Below are 17,122 nucleotides of genomic sequence, written 5' to 3'. Positions count from 1 at the left end.
TCCGCTAGTGTCCATCGCTTCCAACATCGCCGCCTTCGAGCAGCAGCTTATCGGCACAAATGCCCGCTTAATCGTCGTTACCAAAACTCACCCCGTCGAGCTGCTGCAAGAGGCTTATGCGGCCGGCGCGCGCATTTTTGGCGAAAACCGGGTGCAGGAAATGGCCGCCAAGCAGCCTGAGCTACCCGCCGACGTGGAGTGGCACCAAATCGGACAGCTGCAAACCAATAAAGTGAAATTCCTGGCGCCCTTCGTGCATACCGTGGAAAGCGTGGACAGCCTGCGCCTGTTGCAGGAGCTGGACAAGCAAGCCGCCCGGCACGACCGGGTTATTCGCGGGCTGCTTCAGTTTCATATTGCGCAGGAGGCGACTAAAACCGGCCTCAGCCTGCCCGAGGCCGAAGAGATGCTGCAATCGGCCGAATACCAGGCCCTGCGCCACGTGCGCCTGACCGGCGTGATGGGCATTGCCACTAACTTGCCCGACGAGATGCTGGTGCGCGGCGAATTCCGGCAGCTGCGCGGCTATTTTGAGCACTTGAAAACGACGTATTTCGCGCAGGATGAGGAGTTTCGCGAAATTTCGATGGGCATGAGCGCCGACTATGCGTGGGCGCTAGCCGAGGGTAGCACGCTTATCCGAGTGGGGAGCGCCATTTTTGGTAGTCGCGCGTAGGTAGCTTTTTTAAGGACTTACCGCTCAATTATTTTGGAACGACATATTTCCGTAGCGCGCACGGCGCGCTACCAGCAGCTGGGCGAGCTTTCGCCCGCTACTACCCAGCTGTGGCTGGTGCTGCACGGCTACGGGCACTTAATGGGGGAGCCTGCAACTGGCCGTTCAAAAATTACTGCTATCTTTATTTGTCATTTTGTTTATCCTGTCTTCAGCTAAGGTCCTTCGTTATGGTTGAAATAAAGGCAGGTCAAGACACGTTGACTTTTCGTATTTTGTGTTTACATAAAATTTGGTGTTTCAGGCATGAGATTACGGTGCCCGTCGGAAAAGTAGTTGCAGCAGAGCGGTATGATGAGAGCCACCAAGGCTGGTGGAAAGGGTGGCGATGTTTAGGTACCAGTGTGCCCGGTGTCATCACAGCAGGGACATACAGAAAGAATGGCAAGTGGATATTTTGGGACGTAGCAAACACAAAAAATACAATTGCTATTCAAATTATAAATGAGTTTTATAGTGAATTAATTATAGAAGTTGAAAACACAAGCGTCGCTTTTAGGAAAATTAAGTCAGTATGTGCCGAAGCATCAGTTCCTATATAATAAAAATAAATTTAATACTACTGCTATTCAGACATCGACGCCGAAGCAGCCCGTCAGTTGCTAACTGGTCTGCCCGTGGCGCTGGTGTGCGGCGACCAGGATGAATATGTGAGCCCCGCCAAGCTGCAAGAACAGATGGATATATTGCGCCGACACGGAGCAGACGTACATACGCATGGCTTCGCGGGCGGGCACATGCTACACCCCGGCCTGCTACGCCAGCTGCACGCTACCCCCCTCTTCACGTAGCAAGCGCTACTGCCGCTTCACGGTGGCGGCGGCGGCCTGCGCGGCAGGGAAAATGACGGCCTCGGCAATTTGCACGTGGGGCGGACGCGTCACGATGAACTGAATCAGGTCGGCAATGTCAGCGGCTTGCAGGGGCTGCACGCCCTTGTAAACGTTGGCGGCCCGCTCTTCATCACCCTTAAAGCGCACTTCCGAAAACTCGGTTTCGACCATGCCGGGTGCCACCTCGGCCACCCGAATGCCGCGCGGCAGCAGGTCGATGCGCATGGTGCGCGTGAGCATCGCTACGGCAGCCTTGGAGGCGCAGTACACGTTGCCATTGGCGTAGGCCTCGTAGCCGGCGATGGAGCCCAGGTTTACGATGAACCCGCCTTCGCCCATGCGCGGCAGCACGGCGCGGCTCACGTAGAGCAGGCCCTTCACATTGCCGTCGAGCATGGCATCCCAATCGGCCGGGTCGCCATCCTGAATGGGCGACATACCGTGGGCATTGCCCGCATTATTGATGAGCACGTCGATATGCGCAAACGCTGCTGGCAACTCGGCTACAGCCGCTTCCACGGCTGCCCGGTCGCGCACGTCAAACGTGAGGCTGTGGACGGGGGTAGGGGCCACTTCGCGGGCCAGCTCATCCAGGCGCTCGCCCCGGCGGCCGGTAATAACCAGTTGAAAACCAGCCTTGGCCAGAGCCACTGCGGTAGCGCGCCCAATGCCCGAAGACGCGCCCGTAATAAATGCAGTTTTCATGTAAGTTTTGACTGTTTGCTAATAACCGTTAGCATTGTTCAACGAAAAGCTAGTAGCCAACCGCTGTCAGCTAACGGCCAAAATTCTCTACTCAATATTCAAGTAAAGCGTTACCGTATTGGTACGCAGACTTTGCAGGCTATTGCTATAGCGGTTATCGCGCGGGCTCAATACGTTGCGCAGACCGTGCGAAAAGCGCAGCTCCGGCCCGAATTTGAAGTAGGGATAAAATAAATCCAGCCCTACCCCATACTCCAGCATCAGGTCGTCGCGTATCACGCTGATTTGGTTGATGGCCGGCGTATTCTGGCGCTGCGTCACGGCGAAGCTGGGCTTGAGGCCGCCAATCATGTAGAAGCGGGTATTGCGGCGACGGTTCGACTGGTATTTCAGCAACAGCGGCAGCTCCAGTTGCGTGGTGCCTACTTCTTGGGTGCGAATGGTATCGGCCTGGCCCGCGCCGGCGCTCCCAAACTCCACCCGGCGCGTCAGGAAGTTGAGCCCTGGCGCGAAGCGCAGGTGAAAAGGTGTGCCGGGGTTACCAAGCCGGATATCGCCAATGAAACCAACCCCAAAGCCGGGGCTGATAATGGCATTGGCGGCCAGGCCCCTACCCTGCTGCGCCAGCTGCAAGTAGCTGGCCGACTGCTCGATAAAGAACCGTGAAAAATTGGGCGCGATATAAATACCCGGCCGAAAAAAGCGGTCGTTGTAATTGGGCAGGTTATCAACCGTGATGCCTTTAATGCGGCCTTTGCGGCCACGGTCGATGGCGTCGCTCCGCTTGCGCTGCGCCAGGGCGGGGCCGGCAACCAGCAGCAAGAGTAGTAACGGCAATAGCTTTTGCCAGCGACTGGAACGCCCTATTTGCGAGCCGTGTAGATGGAGCTGATGCCGAACGTAAGGGGTTGCCATGCAGGAGTAGTAAAGCCGACGCGGCGCAGAATAGCCACGAACTCGGTACCGTCGGGGAACGCCTGCACCGACTCGGGCAGGTAGGTATAAGCACTTTGGTCCTTGGAAATCATTTTCCCAAAGACCGGTAACACCCGACTGAAATAAAAATTGTAGGCTTGTTTGAGCGGAAACGCCGTGGGCTTGCTGAATTCCAGGATAACCAGCTGCCCGCCCGGCCGCATTACCCGGTACATCTCGGCCAGTCCCTTTTCCAGGTGCGCGAAATTGCGCACGCCGAAGGAGGCCGTTACCGCGTCGAAAGCATTATCATCAAAAGGCAGGCTTTCCGAGTCAGCCAGTTCCAGCCGAATGCGGTGGCTGAGCTTCTTGGCAAGCAATTTCTGGCGGCCCACTTCCAGCATGCCGGCCGAAATATCGACGCCGGTTACCTGCGCGTCGGGCGCGGCGGCCCGTAGGGTTTCGATGGCAAAGTCGGCCGTGCCGGTGGCAATGTCCAGGATGCGGGCTGGCCGCAGGGCTTTTAGCTCATCCACAGCTTTACGGCGCCAATATATATCGGTGCCCGCGCTCAGGAAGTGATTGAGAAAGTCGTATTTGCCAGCGATGTTATCAAACATGCGGGCCACCTGCGATTTCTTATCGGCGGCGTCTTCTTTGTAGGGTACTACGGCCATAGAGGAGTGCAAAGAACGGCAATGCGCCGCGAAAATTGCGCGTAATTCGGTTCACTGCGAGCAGTTGCCAGCTAATAGGACAAAAAAACGGCCGGACTGTTTGTCCGGCCGTTCTCTTTTTTCGCAAAGTGCGAAACCCTACTCCGGCTTCACTTTCACTTTAGCTTTCTGACCCGAAGCGTCCTTGGCTTTCGAGTCAAGCTCACCATCTTTCGAAACTGTTTTCGACTTCGAGCCATTAGCCCCCTTGGTTTTTACCTTCACCTTGTCGCTGTCCTCATCTACTTTGGTTTTCACCTTCGTGCCGTCGGCCATGCGCACCTTGCTCTTGCCAGGCAGCGGCGGAGCCGGTGCCATTGGTACAGCGATGATAGTAGTCGTGGTAGTAGTGGTAGTAGGTGGCATAACCGGCATCTTCTCACCTTCCTTCAGCACTACCCGGAACTCATCGCGGCGGTTAAGCTGCATGTTCTCGGGCGAATCGTTGGGGGCGGCGGGGCGACGCTCGCCGTAGCTCACCGTGGTGAGGCGGGCGCTGGCTACACCTTGCTTCACGAGGTAGTTTTTGGCGGCATCAGCGCGGTTCTGGCCCAGCACCATGTTATACTCGTCGGTGTTGCGCGAGTCGCAGTTGCCTTCAATCGAGATGTTAAGCCCGGTATTTGCCTGAAGCGTAGTGCTTATTTTCTTCAAGACCGTAATCGACTCCGGACGCAACTTATACTTATCCGTGTCAAAGTAAATCTTATCCAAACGGAAGGGATTCTGGTTAAGCGTATCTATGTAATCAACATAGAAATTCTTAACAATTGACGTGGTATCGTTGAGCGAAATAGGAACGGCAAACTCCTGCGTCTCAATGTTTTTGCCGTCCTTGTTGACAGCCACTTGGTACGTACGAGCCGAAAGGACTTTCACGCCGTAGGTACCGTCTTCCTTGGTCACATCGCGGAAGCTGATGGCCGTTTTGTCGGCCTGCGTGCCGTTGAATACCAGTTCTACCCCTGGGATAGCCTGCGTGCTGTCACGCTTCGAGAACACCGTACCTTTTACGTTGATGTTCTTGATGTAGCTGATGGTGTAGATGTCTTTCTCCCCGTAGCCACCGATGCGGTACGAACTGAGGTAAGCATACGTGCCATCGGGAGCCAAGCGGTAGTAGGAGTCCGCATCCGGCGTGTTGATGGGGTAGCCCATGTTCTCGGGGCGGCCCCACTTGTGGCCAATGCTGTCGTACTTCGACTGGAAGATATCATAATCGCCCATCGTATTGTGACCGCGCGAACTGAAATACAGCGTCTTGCCATCGCGGCTGATGTAAGGGCTATCCTCGTCGTATTTGGTATTAATGGTGCTGCCCAGCGACTTAGCCGGCCCCCAATCGCCTCCGGCAGGGCGGGTGCTGTAGTAGAGGTCCAAGTTGCCATCTTCCGAGTACTTAGCCGTTGAGAAGTAGAGCGTCAGGCCATCCGGCGTGATGTACGCGTCACCTTCGTAGGCTTTCGAGTTGATGTTGCTGTTCAGCTTAATGGGTGAGCCCCAATCGCCACCGGCCTGCTTTGAAGCCACGAATATGTCGCCATCCTCGTCGCTACGGTACATGAGCAGCTTGGTGTCGTTGTCAAACAGCTGGTCCGAAGCATCGTGGCCTTTGCTGTTGAGCGCGGCCGAGAGCGAGCGGGGCTTCTCCCAGTTGTCGGCATCGATGCGGTGCGTCTCCACGATGCCCTCGTAGTACTCCCCATCGGCGGCCGTCTTGTTGCGGGCTTTGCTGTCGAGGCCAGGGATATCGGTAGGATTGGCGCGGGTCGTGAAAATCAGCGTTTTATTATCTGAAGAGATAACCGGGCTGTGCTCCGAATACTGCGTATTTACGGTCGGCCCCAGGTTCTTCACGAAGATATCCTTGGGCGAGTTGAACAGAACTTTGGCGTTTTTGCTGTGCTGAATCAACTGCGCTACTTCCTCACGGCGGGTATCGTTGCGCTTTTTCAGCGTCGCGTTGTAAGCCTGGTAGTGCGTGATGGCTTCGTCGAAGTTGTAGTTAAGGTGGTCAACGCGACCCAGCCAGTACTCAATATCTTTCGAAACTTTAGGCTTAATTTTCTGCGCCTTGTAGATATAGTCGCTCGCTTTTTCCTTATCAAAAGACAGGTAAGCTACCCCGGCCCGGAACAGTGCATTAGCATTGTTGGGGTCTTTGGCCAGTACCCGCTCGTAGTAAGGAATGGAAGCGCGGTAGTTTTCCTGGTTGAACAGCTTGTTGCCGGTTTGCAGGTCCTTGCGCGTGCTCTGAGCGTGAGCCGAGGTGGCTACGGCCGTGGTCAGGGCCAGCGCATAGGAAGCTTGCAGCAGCCTTTTGGATAGGTTGTTCATTGAAAAGAGGGTGTTTGGAGAATTTAAAAAGGAGGGCGGAAGAGTAGTTGTAGTACCGCGATATTACTAGTTGGCCACGGGGGCGCTCAATTTAGCGACTTATACTAAAATTTAACAACAGGGTTGGGCTAACTAACCCGTATATACCTAAAAAACACAATTGCCTGGGGCATCAGCGCAGCAAATATACCTAAAAAAGTAGTGGCAAGCCGTGCAGGGCCGGGCACTAATACCAGCGAAATTCTGTATAAAGTGGTTTTGGGAATGCCAGGGAGCTGGCAATAGACCGCGCAAATATAGTGGCAGGTTCTAAAAAGCAAGTAGTTGAGCAGGTTGCCTCACTGTTTATTAACCTCCAATACTTATAGCCTGCCGCATCTTTGTACCCACACTGCCCCATAGGTAACCCATAATATGCTAATTCGTGAAGCAAGTTTTTTAAGCAGCAACACCCAGATTGCGGCCTGCCCTACCCCCACCCGGCCCGAGTATGCCTTCATTGGGCGCTCCAACGTGGGCAAGTCGTCGCTGATAAACATGCTCACGGGCCGCGCGGGATTAGCCAAAACGTCGAGCACGCCTGGCAAGACGCAGGTTATCAACCACTTCAATATCAACGACGAGTGGTATCTGGTTGACTTGCCGGGCTATGGCTACGCCAGGGTAAGCAAAACCTCGCGCGCCGACTGGAGCAAGATGATAAATGCCTACCTGGCCAAGCGCGAAAACCTGACCTGCGTGTGTGTGCTGCTGGACTCGCGCCACGCGCCGCAGGCAGCCGACCTGGAGTTTATGACCAAGCTGGGCGAGGCGGGCGTGCCGTTTATCATGATTTTTACGAAGACTGACAAGCAATCGACCAGCCAGACCAAGGCGCTCATCGCGGCCTACCTGACCAAGATGGGCGAAACCTGGGACGAACTGCCGCGCCACTTCGTGACGTCGGCCGAAACGGGGCTGGGCCGCGAGGAGGTGTTGGACTTTATTGAGGAGATAAACCGGCAGGTGGCGGCCGATGCGGCGAGCGCCTAGTTACTTTTGGCCCCTCAATTGCCCAACGGCAGGGTCTTCCCGTTTTCTAAATTACCCACCACCCATGAAAAAACTGCTGCTGACGCCGCTGGCCCTGTGCGGATTGCTGGCCACGGCCCAGGCCCAAACGCCTAAATCCAACACCCCGCCCATGCCCAAAGACCGGCCGCAGACCGAACAGGGTGCCGGACTAAACCACGTGGCGGCCGAAATTCCGGTGGCGGCCTACTACGAAGGGGGGCAGGAAGCCATGTATGCTTTTATTGCCAAGGAACTGAAATACCCGCTGCTGGCCAAGCGCAACCGGATGCAGGGGCGCTGCATTATCAGCTTCACACTGAACCCGGATGGCAACATTCAGGGCCTGCGCATTGTGAAGCAGGTGGGTGGCGGCACCGGCGACGAAGCGGCCCGCGTGGTGCGCCTGCTCAAGTTTAAGAAGCCCGAATACCCGATTTTAACCAGCCTACCCATTGATTTTAAGCTCGGCATGACCGGGGCAAATACGGTGGAAAATTAGTTAAGAGTTGAGAGTTATGAGTTAAAAGTTATGAGTTGTTTTTCAGCAACCCGCAACTTTTAACTCATAACTCTCAACTCTTAACTTATAACTCTTAACTCTAAAAAGAATGCCTTACGATTTGAAAGAACTGGCGGCCATCAGCGGCCAGCCCGGCCTCTACCGCCTGGTGCGCCCGGCCCGCCACGGTGTGTTGGTCGAAAGCCTGGATGCCAAAGCTACCCGCTCGCTGGCTCCGGCCAGCAACAAAGTGTCGCTGCTGAGCGAAATCGGCATTTACACCCACGACTCGGACGAGACGGTGTCGCTGGCGGAGGTGTTTGAGCGCATTCACCAGCAGCACGGCGCGAACCTGCCCGTAACGAGCAAGTCGCCAGACGAGGAGCTGACCAGCTTTCTGGGTGAGGTGCTGCCCGAGTACGACCGCCAGCGCGTGTACCTGTCCGACATCAAGAAGCTGACCAACTGGTACGGCATCGTGAGCCAATTCGTGCCTTACACAGAGGCCACCGAAGCTGAGTCAACCGCCGATGAGCCGCTGAGCACCGGCGGCGTAATTGGCGAGGCCGATGAGGCCCCTACCCCCTCCGGCAACCCCGAAGTCACGAAGTAGATTTTTTATTTGACACAAAAAAGCCGTTCCTGCTGGCAGGAACGGCTTTTTTGTGCGTAGGGCAAGCTTTAGCTTGCCGCGTTGCTCGGGTGGCGGCAAGCTAAAGCTTACCCTGCATTTTCTTTGGCCAGGAAGGCTTCGGCCTGCTCGACCAGCTCGGTGCTGCCGATGAAAACGGCGCAGCGCTCGTGGCAGGCTTTGGGCTCAATTTCGAGGGTGCGCAAGTAGCCATTGGAGCTTTTGCCGCCGGCTTGCTCCACGATGAAGGCCAGCGGGTTGCACTCGTACATGAGGCGCAGCTTGCCGCCGGGCGCTTTGGCGGTGGCGGGGTAGATGTAGATGCCACCTTTCAATAAATTCCGGTGAAAATCGGCCACCAGCGAGCCGATGTAGCGGGCCGAGAATTTCTCGTCTTTGCAGTGCTTGACGAACGCGGCTACGCCGGGCGAGAAGGAGTCGGACGAGCCCTCGTTGATGGAGTAAACGACGCCGGTTTTGGGCGTCTGGATGTCGGGGTGCGAGAGGAAGAATTCGCCCAGGCTGGGCTCGTAGGTGAAGCCGTTGACACCGTTGCCGGTCGTGTACACGAGCATGGTGCTGGAGCCGTAGATGACGTAGCCGGCCGCTACCTGGTGGGTGCCGGGCTGGAGGCAGTCGGCGCTGGTGCCCTCGCGGCCGGTGGGCGACACGCGCCGGTAGATGCTGAAAATGGTGCCGATGCTGACGTTGACATCAATATTGCTGGACCCGTCGAGCGGGTCGATGGCCACCACGTATTTGCCCTGGTTGTTGCCGGTCTGGATGATGTCGTCGTCCTCCTCCGAGATGATGGTGCAGACTTCGCCGCCGTTGCGCAGCGCCCGGATGAAGCGGATGTTGGCAATCACGTCGAGCTTCTGCTGGTCTTCGCCCTGCACGTTCTGGCTGCCGTAGGCACCGGCAATGTCGATGAGGCCCGAGCGGTTGATTTCGCGGTTCACGATTTTGGCGGCCAGCGCGATATCGCGCAGCAGCTGCGACAGCTCCCCGGTGGCATAGGGGAAATCTTCCTGCTTGCGCATGATGAAGCGGTCGAGGGTCGTGCCGACGGGGAGGGCGAATTTATTGTGGTCCATGAAAAATAGCGGGGGCCTAAAGGGCTAGCGCAAAGCTACCATTGCCGGGGCGGCGGCCCAAACGTGCCCTACCCCCTAGTTTTGGGGCCTATGGAAAAAGAACTGACCGGCTTGCAAGTCTATAAATTTGGCGGTGCCTCGGTAAAGGACGCGGCGGCGATATTGAACCTCTGCCGCATTGTGAAGGAATATGGGGGGGTAGGGCCGCTGCTTATTGTGGTTTCAGCGATGGGCAAAACGACGAATGCGCTGGAGGAGATTTATGATTTGGCGTATCATGGGCAGGACTACACGGTGCAGTTGGCGGCGCTGGAGGCTTATCACCAGCGGGTCAGCGCAGAATTAAGCAGCGCGTTACCTGATACTTATCACGAGCCAAACCCAACTAAATCGGACCCTGATTTAGTTATCGGATTTAAAGAGCTCACACACCGGCTGGTAAACCTTTCGCCAAATAAAAGTTATGATGAAGGGTACGACCAAATAGTTGGTTTTGGAGAGCAGTTTTCCGCTTATTTAGTTTATTCTGCCCTAACAGCTAGCATGCCTGATGAAGCGGACATGTACTTGCGCGGGTCGGGCATTGTAACAGATGATACTTGGCGCGAAGGGCGAGTCGATTGGGAAGAAACCCAAAAGCGAGTGCAAGAGGAAATTCACTCAATGGTTTACTGTGGTGCAAGAATTATTGTAACCGAAGGCTTCATTGGCGCTACAGCCGACCACCGCACCACTACCCTCGGCCGCGAAGGCTCCGACTACTCGGCGGCCATCTTCGCCTACTGCCTACGGGCCGAGGGCGTGACCATCTGGAAGGACGTGCCGGGCCTGCTCAACGCCGACCCCAAGCTCTTTGCCGATACGGTGCTGTATCCCGAAATCAGCTACCAGGAAACCATCGAGATGGCGTTTTATGGGGCCAGTGTCATTCACCCCAAGACCTTGAAGCCGCTGGCCGAGCGCGGCATTCCGCTGCGGGTGCGCTCATTTCTGGACCCGGCCGCGCCGGGCACGCTCATCCACGACTGTCAGCACGCGCCGTTGGTGCCGGCGTTTATTCGCAAGGGCGGCCAGTGTTTGCTGTCGTTTGAGAGCAAGGATTTCGCGTTTATTTCGGAAGAAAATCTGGAGGTGATTTTTGGGGCGCTGGCCCAGGCGCGGCTCAAAATTAATCTGATGCAAAACTCGGCCATCAGCTTTTCAGTGTGCGTCGATTACGTCGAAATGCGCGTACGGCGGCTGCTGGAATTGCTGCAAGGGCAGTTTCGGGTGCAGTATAATGCGGACCTGACGCTGTTTACCATCAAGCATAGGACTTACGCACTCGTCGGTATTAGCGCTGGAATGAGGGGTTTGGCTAGCAACTGGCGCAGATAAGGAGCCCACTGCTGCTGATGGGCTTGGTACAGGGTTTGGGCGGTTTGGCGGGCAAACTGGCGCAAGGACACCCAGGCCAGGTAGCAACAAGCCAAGTGGTTGCGCTGGGCCTGGGCACGGCGGCACTGGCATTTTTCAGCCCCGGTGAGCTGCTTGAAGCTGCGGTGAAACTCTTCCACCTGCCAGCGCGTGCGGGTCGTGACTTCGACGAGTTGCTGGGTCAGGGTGAAGGCGAAGTTATTGGTCACGACCCATTCAATGTCGCCGTTGGCGGCGACCAGCTTGAACAAACGCACCGCAAACGGCACCTGCTTTAAGCGCACTTCCAACCCCGTGCTCCACCCGCCCGGCGGCGGGTCCACTGCGTCCAGGGCTTGATAGCCCGTCTCCTTGTTCGCACTCACCAACCGGTTGCTTTTCAGGGTCGTGAAAAACGTCCAACCGGCGCGGTGAATGCGCTTCAGGTTCTCGCTGCCGCTGTACCAGGCATCGAACAAGAGGGTGCGGGCCTGGATTTTGTCTTCGGCCACCACGTGGGCGAACATGGCCTGGAAATGCTCGTTCTTGCTCAGCGCATCCTGCTGCGGGGCGTACACGCGGTAGTCCAGGGGCAGAAAATCACCGGCCTCCCCACTGCTGTGCACCAGGTTGACCAAGCAGATGCCGGTCACCAAGCCGTGGGCGGCGCCGGAGTACTGGCGCTTGGCCACCTCGATAAAACGGCTGTAGCGCTTGTCCTGCACACTGTCGTCGACGAACAAAAAGGCCTCGGGCGAGTCACTCAACAAGGGTAGCACCAACTCCCGCAACTGCGTGGGTGAGAACGAGCTGCGGCGCAAAAACCGGTTCACTTGGTCGTGGCTCACCTGCGGCAAGTGCTCGGCAAGGTGCGTGCACGTATAATTGCGGGGCGTACTGAGCAGGTACTCGATGTAGGTTGCTTGCGTCACCATTGGGCTAGGCTTTTTCTCAAGTTACCACCAAGTGCGTAAGTCCTAAAGCATTACGACGAGGGTAGCATTGCGCGGCTGACGGCCGGGCGCACGCTGCTGCTGGAGCAGCGCACGCGCAGCACGTTTCAGTTTTTGGTGCGTGAATAACTGTTGGGTAGGTTTTGGAGTAGTAGGCGCGGGCGTCATTTCCCGCAGAAGGCGCAGAGGCTTACGCAGAAGTTCGCAGAGCGCTAATTCATAATTTCTACTTCATAACTTAAAAAGATGCCTGTTCTCGTTGGGAAGCGCGCGCCTGCTTTCAAGGCCACCGCCGTTATTGGCCAGCAGCTGGAAGAAGAATTTTCGCTCGACCGCTACCTTGGCAAGCGCTACGTGCTGCTGTTTTTTTACCCCGCCGATTTTTCGGGCCTCTGCCCTACCGAGCTGCTAGCGTTTCAAAAGCTGCTGCCTGAGTTTGAGCGCCGGGGCGTGGCCGTGATTGGGTGCAGCACCGATTCGCACCAGGTGCATCAGGCCTGGCTGCGCACGCCCATCGACGAGGGCGGCGTGGCGGGCGTGACCTACCCCCTGGTGGCCGACGCAACCAAGACGATTTCGGCCAACTACGACGTGCTGGCCGGCCACTTCGACTACAGCGAAACCGGCGAGATGGTGTTTGTGGGCACGCCGCAGGCCTACCGCGCGGTGTTTTTGATTGACCGCGACGGCATCGTGCGCCACCAGCTCGTGAACGACCGGCCGCTGGGCCGCCGCATTTCCGACTCCTTGCGCATAGTTGATGCCCTGCGTCACTTCGAAGAACACGGCGAAACCTGCCCCGCCGACTGGGAGGCAGGTTCCTAGTTTCTGGTTTCTTGTTCCTAGTTCCTAGTTTGAACGACAACTAGGAACTAGAAACCAGGAACTACGAACCAGAAACTACGAACTGGAAAGTAATTTTGGGGCCGCACTCGGGCATTTTGTTACTGGGGGCGGCCTTTTTTGCGCTTTCTATATTCTGTAGGACTTTCGCTTTATGCGCTGCTGCTTAGGCTGGTAGCGCCATTCGTACCCAAGGCTGCCGCCTGGGTGGCGGGCCGCGCGGGGCTGCTACCCCACATTGAGCGGGCGCTGGCCGCCGATGCGGCCCCGCGCCTGTGGGTGCATTGCGCCTCGCTGGGCGAGTTTGAGCAGGGCAGGCCACTCATCGAGGGCCTGCGGCGGCAATATCCCACGCACAAAATTGTGCTCACGTTTTTCTCACCCTCGGGCTACGAGGTGCGTAAGAGCTGGCCGGGGGCCGATTACGTCTTCTACCTGCCGCTCGACTCGGCCGGCAATGCCCGCGAGTTTGTGCGCCTGGTGCGGCCACGGCTGGCCGTTTTCGTGAAGTATGAATTCTGGTATTACTACCTGCGCGAATTGCGCGAGCGGGGAATTCCGGCGGTGGTAGTAGCGGCGATTTTTCGACCCAACCAGATTTTCTTCCGGCCCTGGGGTGGCTTTTTTCGGAAGATATTGGGCCAGCTCAGCCATATTTTCACGCAGAATGAGGCCTCGGCCGAGCTGCTGCGCGGCATTGGCCTAACGGGCGTGACGGTGGCCGGCGACACGCGCTTCGACACTGTGGCGGCCACGGCGCTGGCTCCCGCCCGGCCCCTACCCCTCGCCGAAGCCTTCGGGGCCGACGGCGCGCCCACGCTGGTGGCTGGCAGCATCTGGCCCGAAGACCTGCCCGCGCTGGCCCCGCTGTTGCGCAAGCACGCCCGCGCCATGCGCTTCATCATCGCGCCCCACGAGGTGAGCGAGGCGCATTTGCTGGAGATTGAGGCAGCGCTGCCGGGCCTCACGGTGCGCTACTCGCGCGCTACCCCCCTCGCCGTGGCCGACGCCCGCCTGCTGCTCATCGACAACGTGGGGATGCTGAGCCAGCTCTACCGGTTTGGGCGTTTTGCGTACATCGGTGGGGCGTTTGGGGCGGGGCTGCACAACACGCTGGAGGCGGCGGCGTTCGGGCTGCCGGTGTTTTTCGGGCCGCGCTACGAGCGATTTCAGGAGGCCGTGGAGCTGGTGGAGCTGGGCTGCGCCTTTTCGGTGGCCTCGGCCCGGCAGCTGGAAGCGGCGTTTGACCGGTTATATTATAATGAGGAGGCGCGCCTCAAGGTGCAGGATATGAGCTTGGAGTACGTGCATACGCACGCGGGGGCTACGGGCCGCATTTTGCGGCAATTAAAAATTATGAATTATGAATTATGAATTATGAATTGCGCCGCTTGCTTTGGCAAAGTGGCAAAGCAATCAATTCTCAACTCATAATTTATAATTCATAATTCATACAGGACTTACGCAAATCGTCTGTCATTGCGAGCAAAGCGAAGCAATCGCACCCGAACGATACTCGCACCAGTCGTTCTGGTGCGATTGCCGCGACCTTGCTTAATGCGCCACATGCTCGCAATGACAAACGTCTTCTGCGTAAGTCCTATCATAATTAAATAGAATGACTGGTGTCGTTGTTAAATCTACTGGCTCGTGGTACGTGGTGCGCGAGACGCCCGGCGGGCAGTTGCACCGCTGCCGGCTGCGCGGCAAGTTCAAGAATCAGGGCCTGAAAGTGAGCAACCCGCTGGCCGTGGGCGACGTGGTGGAGTTTGAAGTGCCCGCGCAATCGGAGGGCGCGGGCGTGATTCATACCATTCAGCCGCGGCGCAACTACATTATCCGGCGCTCGGTACACAAGAGTGAGCACGCCCACATTGTGGCGGCCAACCTCGACCAGGCGCTGCTGGTGGTCACGCTGGTGTCGCCGGCCACGTCGTTCGGGTTTATCGACCGCTTTCTGGTCACGGCCGAGGCGTATCATCTGCCGGCTTTGCTGATTTTCAATAAGTCCGATTTATACGACGCGGACACGCTCGATTACCAGCAGCAGATTGCCGGAATGTACGCCAGCCTGGGTTATGCCAGCGTGCTGTGCTCGGCCGAAACCGGCGCGCATGTGGCCGACGTAGCGGCGCTGCTGCCCAATAAAATCTCGCTACTCTCGGGCCATTCGGGCGTGGGCAAAAGCACGCTTATCAACGAGCTGGTGCCGGATTTGGACCTGAAAACCGCCGAAATTAGCGCCTTTTCGGATAAGGGCAAGCACACGACCACCTTCGCCGAAATGCTGGAAGTGGTGCCCGGCACCTACCTCATCGACACGCCCGGCATCAAGGAGCTGGGCCTCGTGGACGTGCCCGCCGCCGAGCTGGCGGGCTACTTCCCGGAAATGCGCGCCCTGCTGGGCCAGTGCCGGTACCACAACTGCCAGCACACGCACGAGCCCGGCTGCGCCGTGCGCGAGGCCGTGGACCAGGGCCGCCTGGCCGTGCCCCGCTACGAGAGCTACCTGAGTATGCTGGCCGACGAGGACAACCGCCATTAACGGCCGCCGCCGGGCAATTACGATTTCTTGACCCTGGTCATTGAAAGACGCGCATGACCGACTTGGCTGAACGCTGGCAGAGGGCCAGCCAACTGCCGGTTTCCTGCGTACAATCGCCGGATTTAGTAATTTCCTACCCCTCTCTTTATGGCTGATAAGATTGCCTTTTTAGGCTTAGGCAGCATGGGCGCGGCGATGGCCGCCAACCTGCTCAAAGCCGGCTTCCCGCTCACCGTTTATAATCGCACGGCCGACAAGGCCGAGCCGCTGCGGGAGCAGGGCGCCACCGTGGCCCCTACCCCCGCCGCGGCGGTGCAAGGTGCCGCCATCGTCTTCACGATGGTCACCGACGACCACGCGCTTGAAGAGCTGACCACCGGCCCCGACGGTATTCTGAGCGCCCTGCCGAAGGGCGCGATTCATGCTTCGTGCAGCACCGTGGCGCCCGATACCAACCGCCGCCTGGCCGAGGCGCACGCCGCCCACGGCTCGGTGCTGGTGGCCTCGCCGGTATTTGGCAAGCCCGATGTGGCCGCTACGGGTAAGCTTTGGGTGGGTTCGTCGGGTCCGGCCGAAGCCCGCGAGCGGCTGAAGGTAGCGCAGGCGGCCATTGGCCAGGGCACCCACGATTTTGGCGACGACCCCGGCGCGGCCAGCGTGGCCAAGCTCTGCGGCAATTTCCTGCTCGGCACCGTGATTGAAGGCCTGGCCGAGGCGCTGACGCTGGCCGAAAAGTGCGGCCTCGACCGCGTGGACTTTTACAACATGCTCACCAGCACGCTTTTCAACAACCCGATTTATAAAGGCTACGGCAAGCTCATTGCCGAGCAGCACTACCAGCCGGTGGGCGCGCCGCCCGCCATCATCCGTAAGGATATGAACCTGGTGGTGCAGGAGGCTTACAAAAACGAAGTGCCCATGCCCTTCGCCAACATCATCCGCGACCGCCTCACGGCCACGGTGGCGCTGGGCGAACCCAACGTGGACTGGGCCAGTTTCGCCCAGCGCGTGTCAGAAGACGCGGGAATGTAAGCGTTGGTCCTTGCGAGCGCAACGAAGTGAAGCGCGTCAATCCTTCCTCAACGTTGGGTTACTACCTCAGCGAAAAGTAAGGATTGCCGCGCTTCACTTCGTTGCGCTCGCAAGGACAATAGGCTACTTAGCCAGCGGCAGCACTACCGTATCGATGACGTGGGTAACGCCGTTGCTCGAAATTACGTCGGCGATTTGCACGGTGGCGGGGGCATCTTTGCCGTTGCCAATCATCACTTTGCCGTCTTTAATCATGACGTGCAGCTTCTCGCCGTTCACGGTGGTTAGCTCCTGGCCATCTTTGAGGTCGGCGGCCAGCAGGCGGCCGGCGATGACGTGGTAGGTCAGCACGCCCTTGAGCTTGGCGGCTTCGGCGGGCGAGGTAAGCGCGGCCACGGCGGCCTTGGGCAGCTTATCGAACGCGGCGTTGGTGGGGGCAAAAACCGTGAACGGACCCGCGCTTTCCAGCGTCGGCACCAGGCCGGCCTGCTTCACCAGCGACACGAGCGTGCTCACGCTTTTGGCGGCCATCGCGTTCTGCACGATGTTCTTGTCGGCCGTCATGGCCACGCCGTCCACCATTACGCCGCCGGGCTTGGCCATGCGGGCCGAGTCGCCGGCCATCGCGGCTACCGAGTCGGCGGGGTTAGCAGTGCCGACCTCCGTTTGCGTGGTTGTAGTCGTGGTTTCGGCCGTCTTGTCGCTGCCGCAGCTAGTAAGGCCGAGGCCGAGGCTGAGGGCGAAGGCGGTGGCGAGGGGGAAGAAAAGCTTCTTCATGGGGAAAGGATAAAAAAGAGGGGGTAGGGAAAAGTCCAGCCCAGGCACACCTAGT

Annotated in this window: 17 protein-coding genes; 10 read left to right on the top strand and 7 right to left on the bottom strand. The window is 58.0% G+C overall.

The window, feature by feature from the left end:
* Positions 1–7 precede the first annotated feature (7 nt).
* The gene (locus A0257_02625; protein ID AMR26097.1) at positions 8–676 is read left to right on the top strand and encodes a YggS family pyridoxal phosphate enzyme; all 669 of its coding nucleotides are present in this window, start codon (positions 8–10) and stop codon (positions 674–676) included.
* Positions 677–1,335: 659 nt separating this feature from the next.
* On the top strand, positions 1,336–1,527 hold the full coding sequence (locus tag A0257_02620; protein AMR26096.1) for a hypothetical protein: 192 nt from the start codon (positions 1,336–1,338) through the stop codon (positions 1,525–1,527).
* A gap of 6 nt (positions 1,528–1,533) precedes the next feature.
* Here A0257_02620 and A0257_02615 read toward each other — a convergent pair whose 3' ends face one another.
* The 4 genes from A0257_02615 to A0257_02600 all read right to left on the bottom strand — a co-directional run bounded on the left by A0257_02615 (position 1,534) and on the right by A0257_02600 (position 6,242).
* Positions 1,534–2,274 carry an NAD(P)-dependent oxidoreductase gene (locus A0257_02615; protein ID AMR26095.1) on the bottom strand — a complete coding sequence of 247 codons (741 nt, stop codon included), beginning with the start codon at positions 2,272–2,274 and terminating at the stop codon, positions 1,534–1,536.
* Between the two features lie 87 nt (positions 2,275–2,361).
* On the bottom strand, positions 2,362–3,096 hold the full coding sequence (locus A0257_02610; GenBank protein AMR26094.1) for a hypothetical protein: 735 nt from the start codon (positions 3,094–3,096) through the stop codon (positions 2,362–2,364).
* A gap of 41 nt (positions 3,097–3,137) precedes the next feature.
* Positions 3,138–3,866, bottom strand: a complete 729-nt coding sequence (locus A0257_02605; protein ID AMR26093.1) for a bifunctional demethylmenaquinone methyltransferase/2-methoxy-6-polyprenyl-1,4-benzoquinol methylase — start codon at positions 3,864–3,866, stop codon at positions 3,138–3,140.
* A 138-nt stretch (positions 3,867–4,004) separates the two neighbouring features.
* Entirely contained in the window at positions 4,005–6,242 is a 2,238-nt protein-coding gene (locus tag A0257_02600; GenBank protein ID AMR26092.1) for a hypothetical protein, read from the bottom strand.
* A gap of 414 nt (positions 6,243–6,656) precedes the next feature.
* Here A0257_02600 and A0257_02595 point away from each other — a divergent pair, with 414 nt between their 5' ends.
* The 3 genes from A0257_02595 to A0257_02585 all read left to right on the top strand — a co-directional run bounded on the left by A0257_02595 (position 6,657) and on the right by A0257_02585 (position 8,407).
* Positions 6,657–7,274, top strand: a complete 618-nt coding sequence (locus A0257_02595; GenBank protein ID AMR26091.1) for a YihA family ribosome biogenesis GTP-binding protein — start codon at positions 6,657–6,659, stop codon at positions 7,272–7,274.
* A gap of 151 nt (positions 7,275–7,425) precedes the next feature.
* The gene (locus A0257_02590) at positions 7,426–7,794 is read left to right on the top strand and encodes an energy transducer TonB (protein AMR29597.1); all 369 of its coding nucleotides are present in this window, start codon (positions 7,426–7,428) and stop codon (positions 7,792–7,794) included.
* A gap of 109 nt (positions 7,795–7,903) precedes the next feature.
* Positions 7,904–8,407 carry a hypothetical protein gene (locus A0257_02585; GenBank protein ID AMR26090.1) on the top strand — a complete coding sequence of 168 codons (504 nt, stop codon included), beginning with the start codon at positions 7,904–7,906 and terminating at the stop codon, positions 8,405–8,407.
* Between the two features lie 107 nt (positions 8,408–8,514).
* On the opposite strand, the gene A0257_02580 is transcribed toward A0257_02585, so the two are convergent.
* The gene (locus tag A0257_02580) at positions 8,515–9,522 is read right to left on the bottom strand and encodes a fructose-bisphosphatase (protein AMR26089.1); all 1,008 of its coding nucleotides are present in this window, start codon (positions 9,520–9,522) and stop codon (positions 8,515–8,517) included.
* Positions 9,523–9,612: 90 nt separating this feature from the next.
* Between A0257_02580 and A0257_02575 the strand changes: the two genes are divergently transcribed.
* Positions 9,613–10,899, top strand: a complete 1,287-nt coding sequence (locus A0257_02575; GenBank protein ID AMR26088.1) for a hypothetical protein — start codon at positions 9,613–9,615, stop codon at positions 10,897–10,899.
* Here A0257_02575 and A0257_02570 read toward each other — a convergent pair.
* Positions 10,839–11,738 (bottom strand): transposase, encoded by a 900-nt coding sequence (locus A0257_02570; GenBank protein ID AMR29596.1) that lies wholly within the window; start codon positions 11,736–11,738, stop codon positions 10,839–10,841. The genes A0257_02575 and A0257_02570 overlap by 61 nt on opposite strands.
* 378 nt (positions 11,739–12,116) lie before the next feature.
* Here A0257_02570 and A0257_02565 point away from each other — a divergent pair, with 378 nt between their 5' ends.
* The 4 genes from A0257_02565 to A0257_02550 all read left to right on the top strand — a co-directional run bounded on the left by A0257_02565 (position 12,117) and on the right by A0257_02550 (position 16,290).
* Positions 12,117–12,695, top strand: coding sequence for an alkyl hydroperoxide reductase (locus A0257_02565; protein ID AMR26087.1), 579 nt, complete (start codon positions 12,117–12,119; stop codon positions 12,693–12,695).
* Positions 12,696–12,833: 138 nt separating this feature from the next.
* Positions 12,834–14,087: a 3-deoxy-D-manno-octulosonic acid transferase gene (locus A0257_02560; GenBank protein ID AMR26086.1), complete on the top strand. Its 1,254-nt coding sequence runs from the start codon at positions 12,834–12,836 to the stop codon at positions 14,085–14,087.
* A 244-nt stretch (positions 14,088–14,331) separates the two neighbouring features.
* On the top strand, positions 14,332–15,258 hold the full coding sequence (locus tag A0257_02555) for a ribosome small subunit-dependent GTPase A (GenBank protein AMR26085.1): 927 nt from the start codon (positions 14,332–14,334) through the stop codon (positions 15,256–15,258).
* Positions 15,259–15,405: 147 nt separating this feature from the next.
* A complete protein-coding gene (locus A0257_02550; GenBank protein AMR26084.1) occupies positions 15,406–16,290 on the top strand; it encodes a 6-phosphogluconate dehydrogenase in 885 nt (294 codons plus the stop codon).
* 123 nt (positions 16,291–16,413) lie between these two features.
* Here A0257_02550 and A0257_02545 read toward each other — a convergent pair whose 3' ends face one another.
* Positions 16,414–17,067 (bottom strand): hypothetical protein, encoded by a 654-nt coding sequence (locus A0257_02545; protein ID AMR26083.1) that lies wholly within the window; start codon positions 17,065–17,067, stop codon positions 16,414–16,416.
* Positions 17,068–17,122: the final 55 nt, after the last annotated feature.

The sequence above is a fragment of the Hymenobacter psoromatis genome (assembly GCA_001596155.1).
Classification (GTDB): Bacteria; Bacteroidota; Bacteroidia; order Cytophagales; family Hymenobacteraceae; genus Hymenobacter.
Note: the sequence above shows the minus strand (reverse complement) of the source record. Positions and strands in the feature narration are given on the sequence as shown.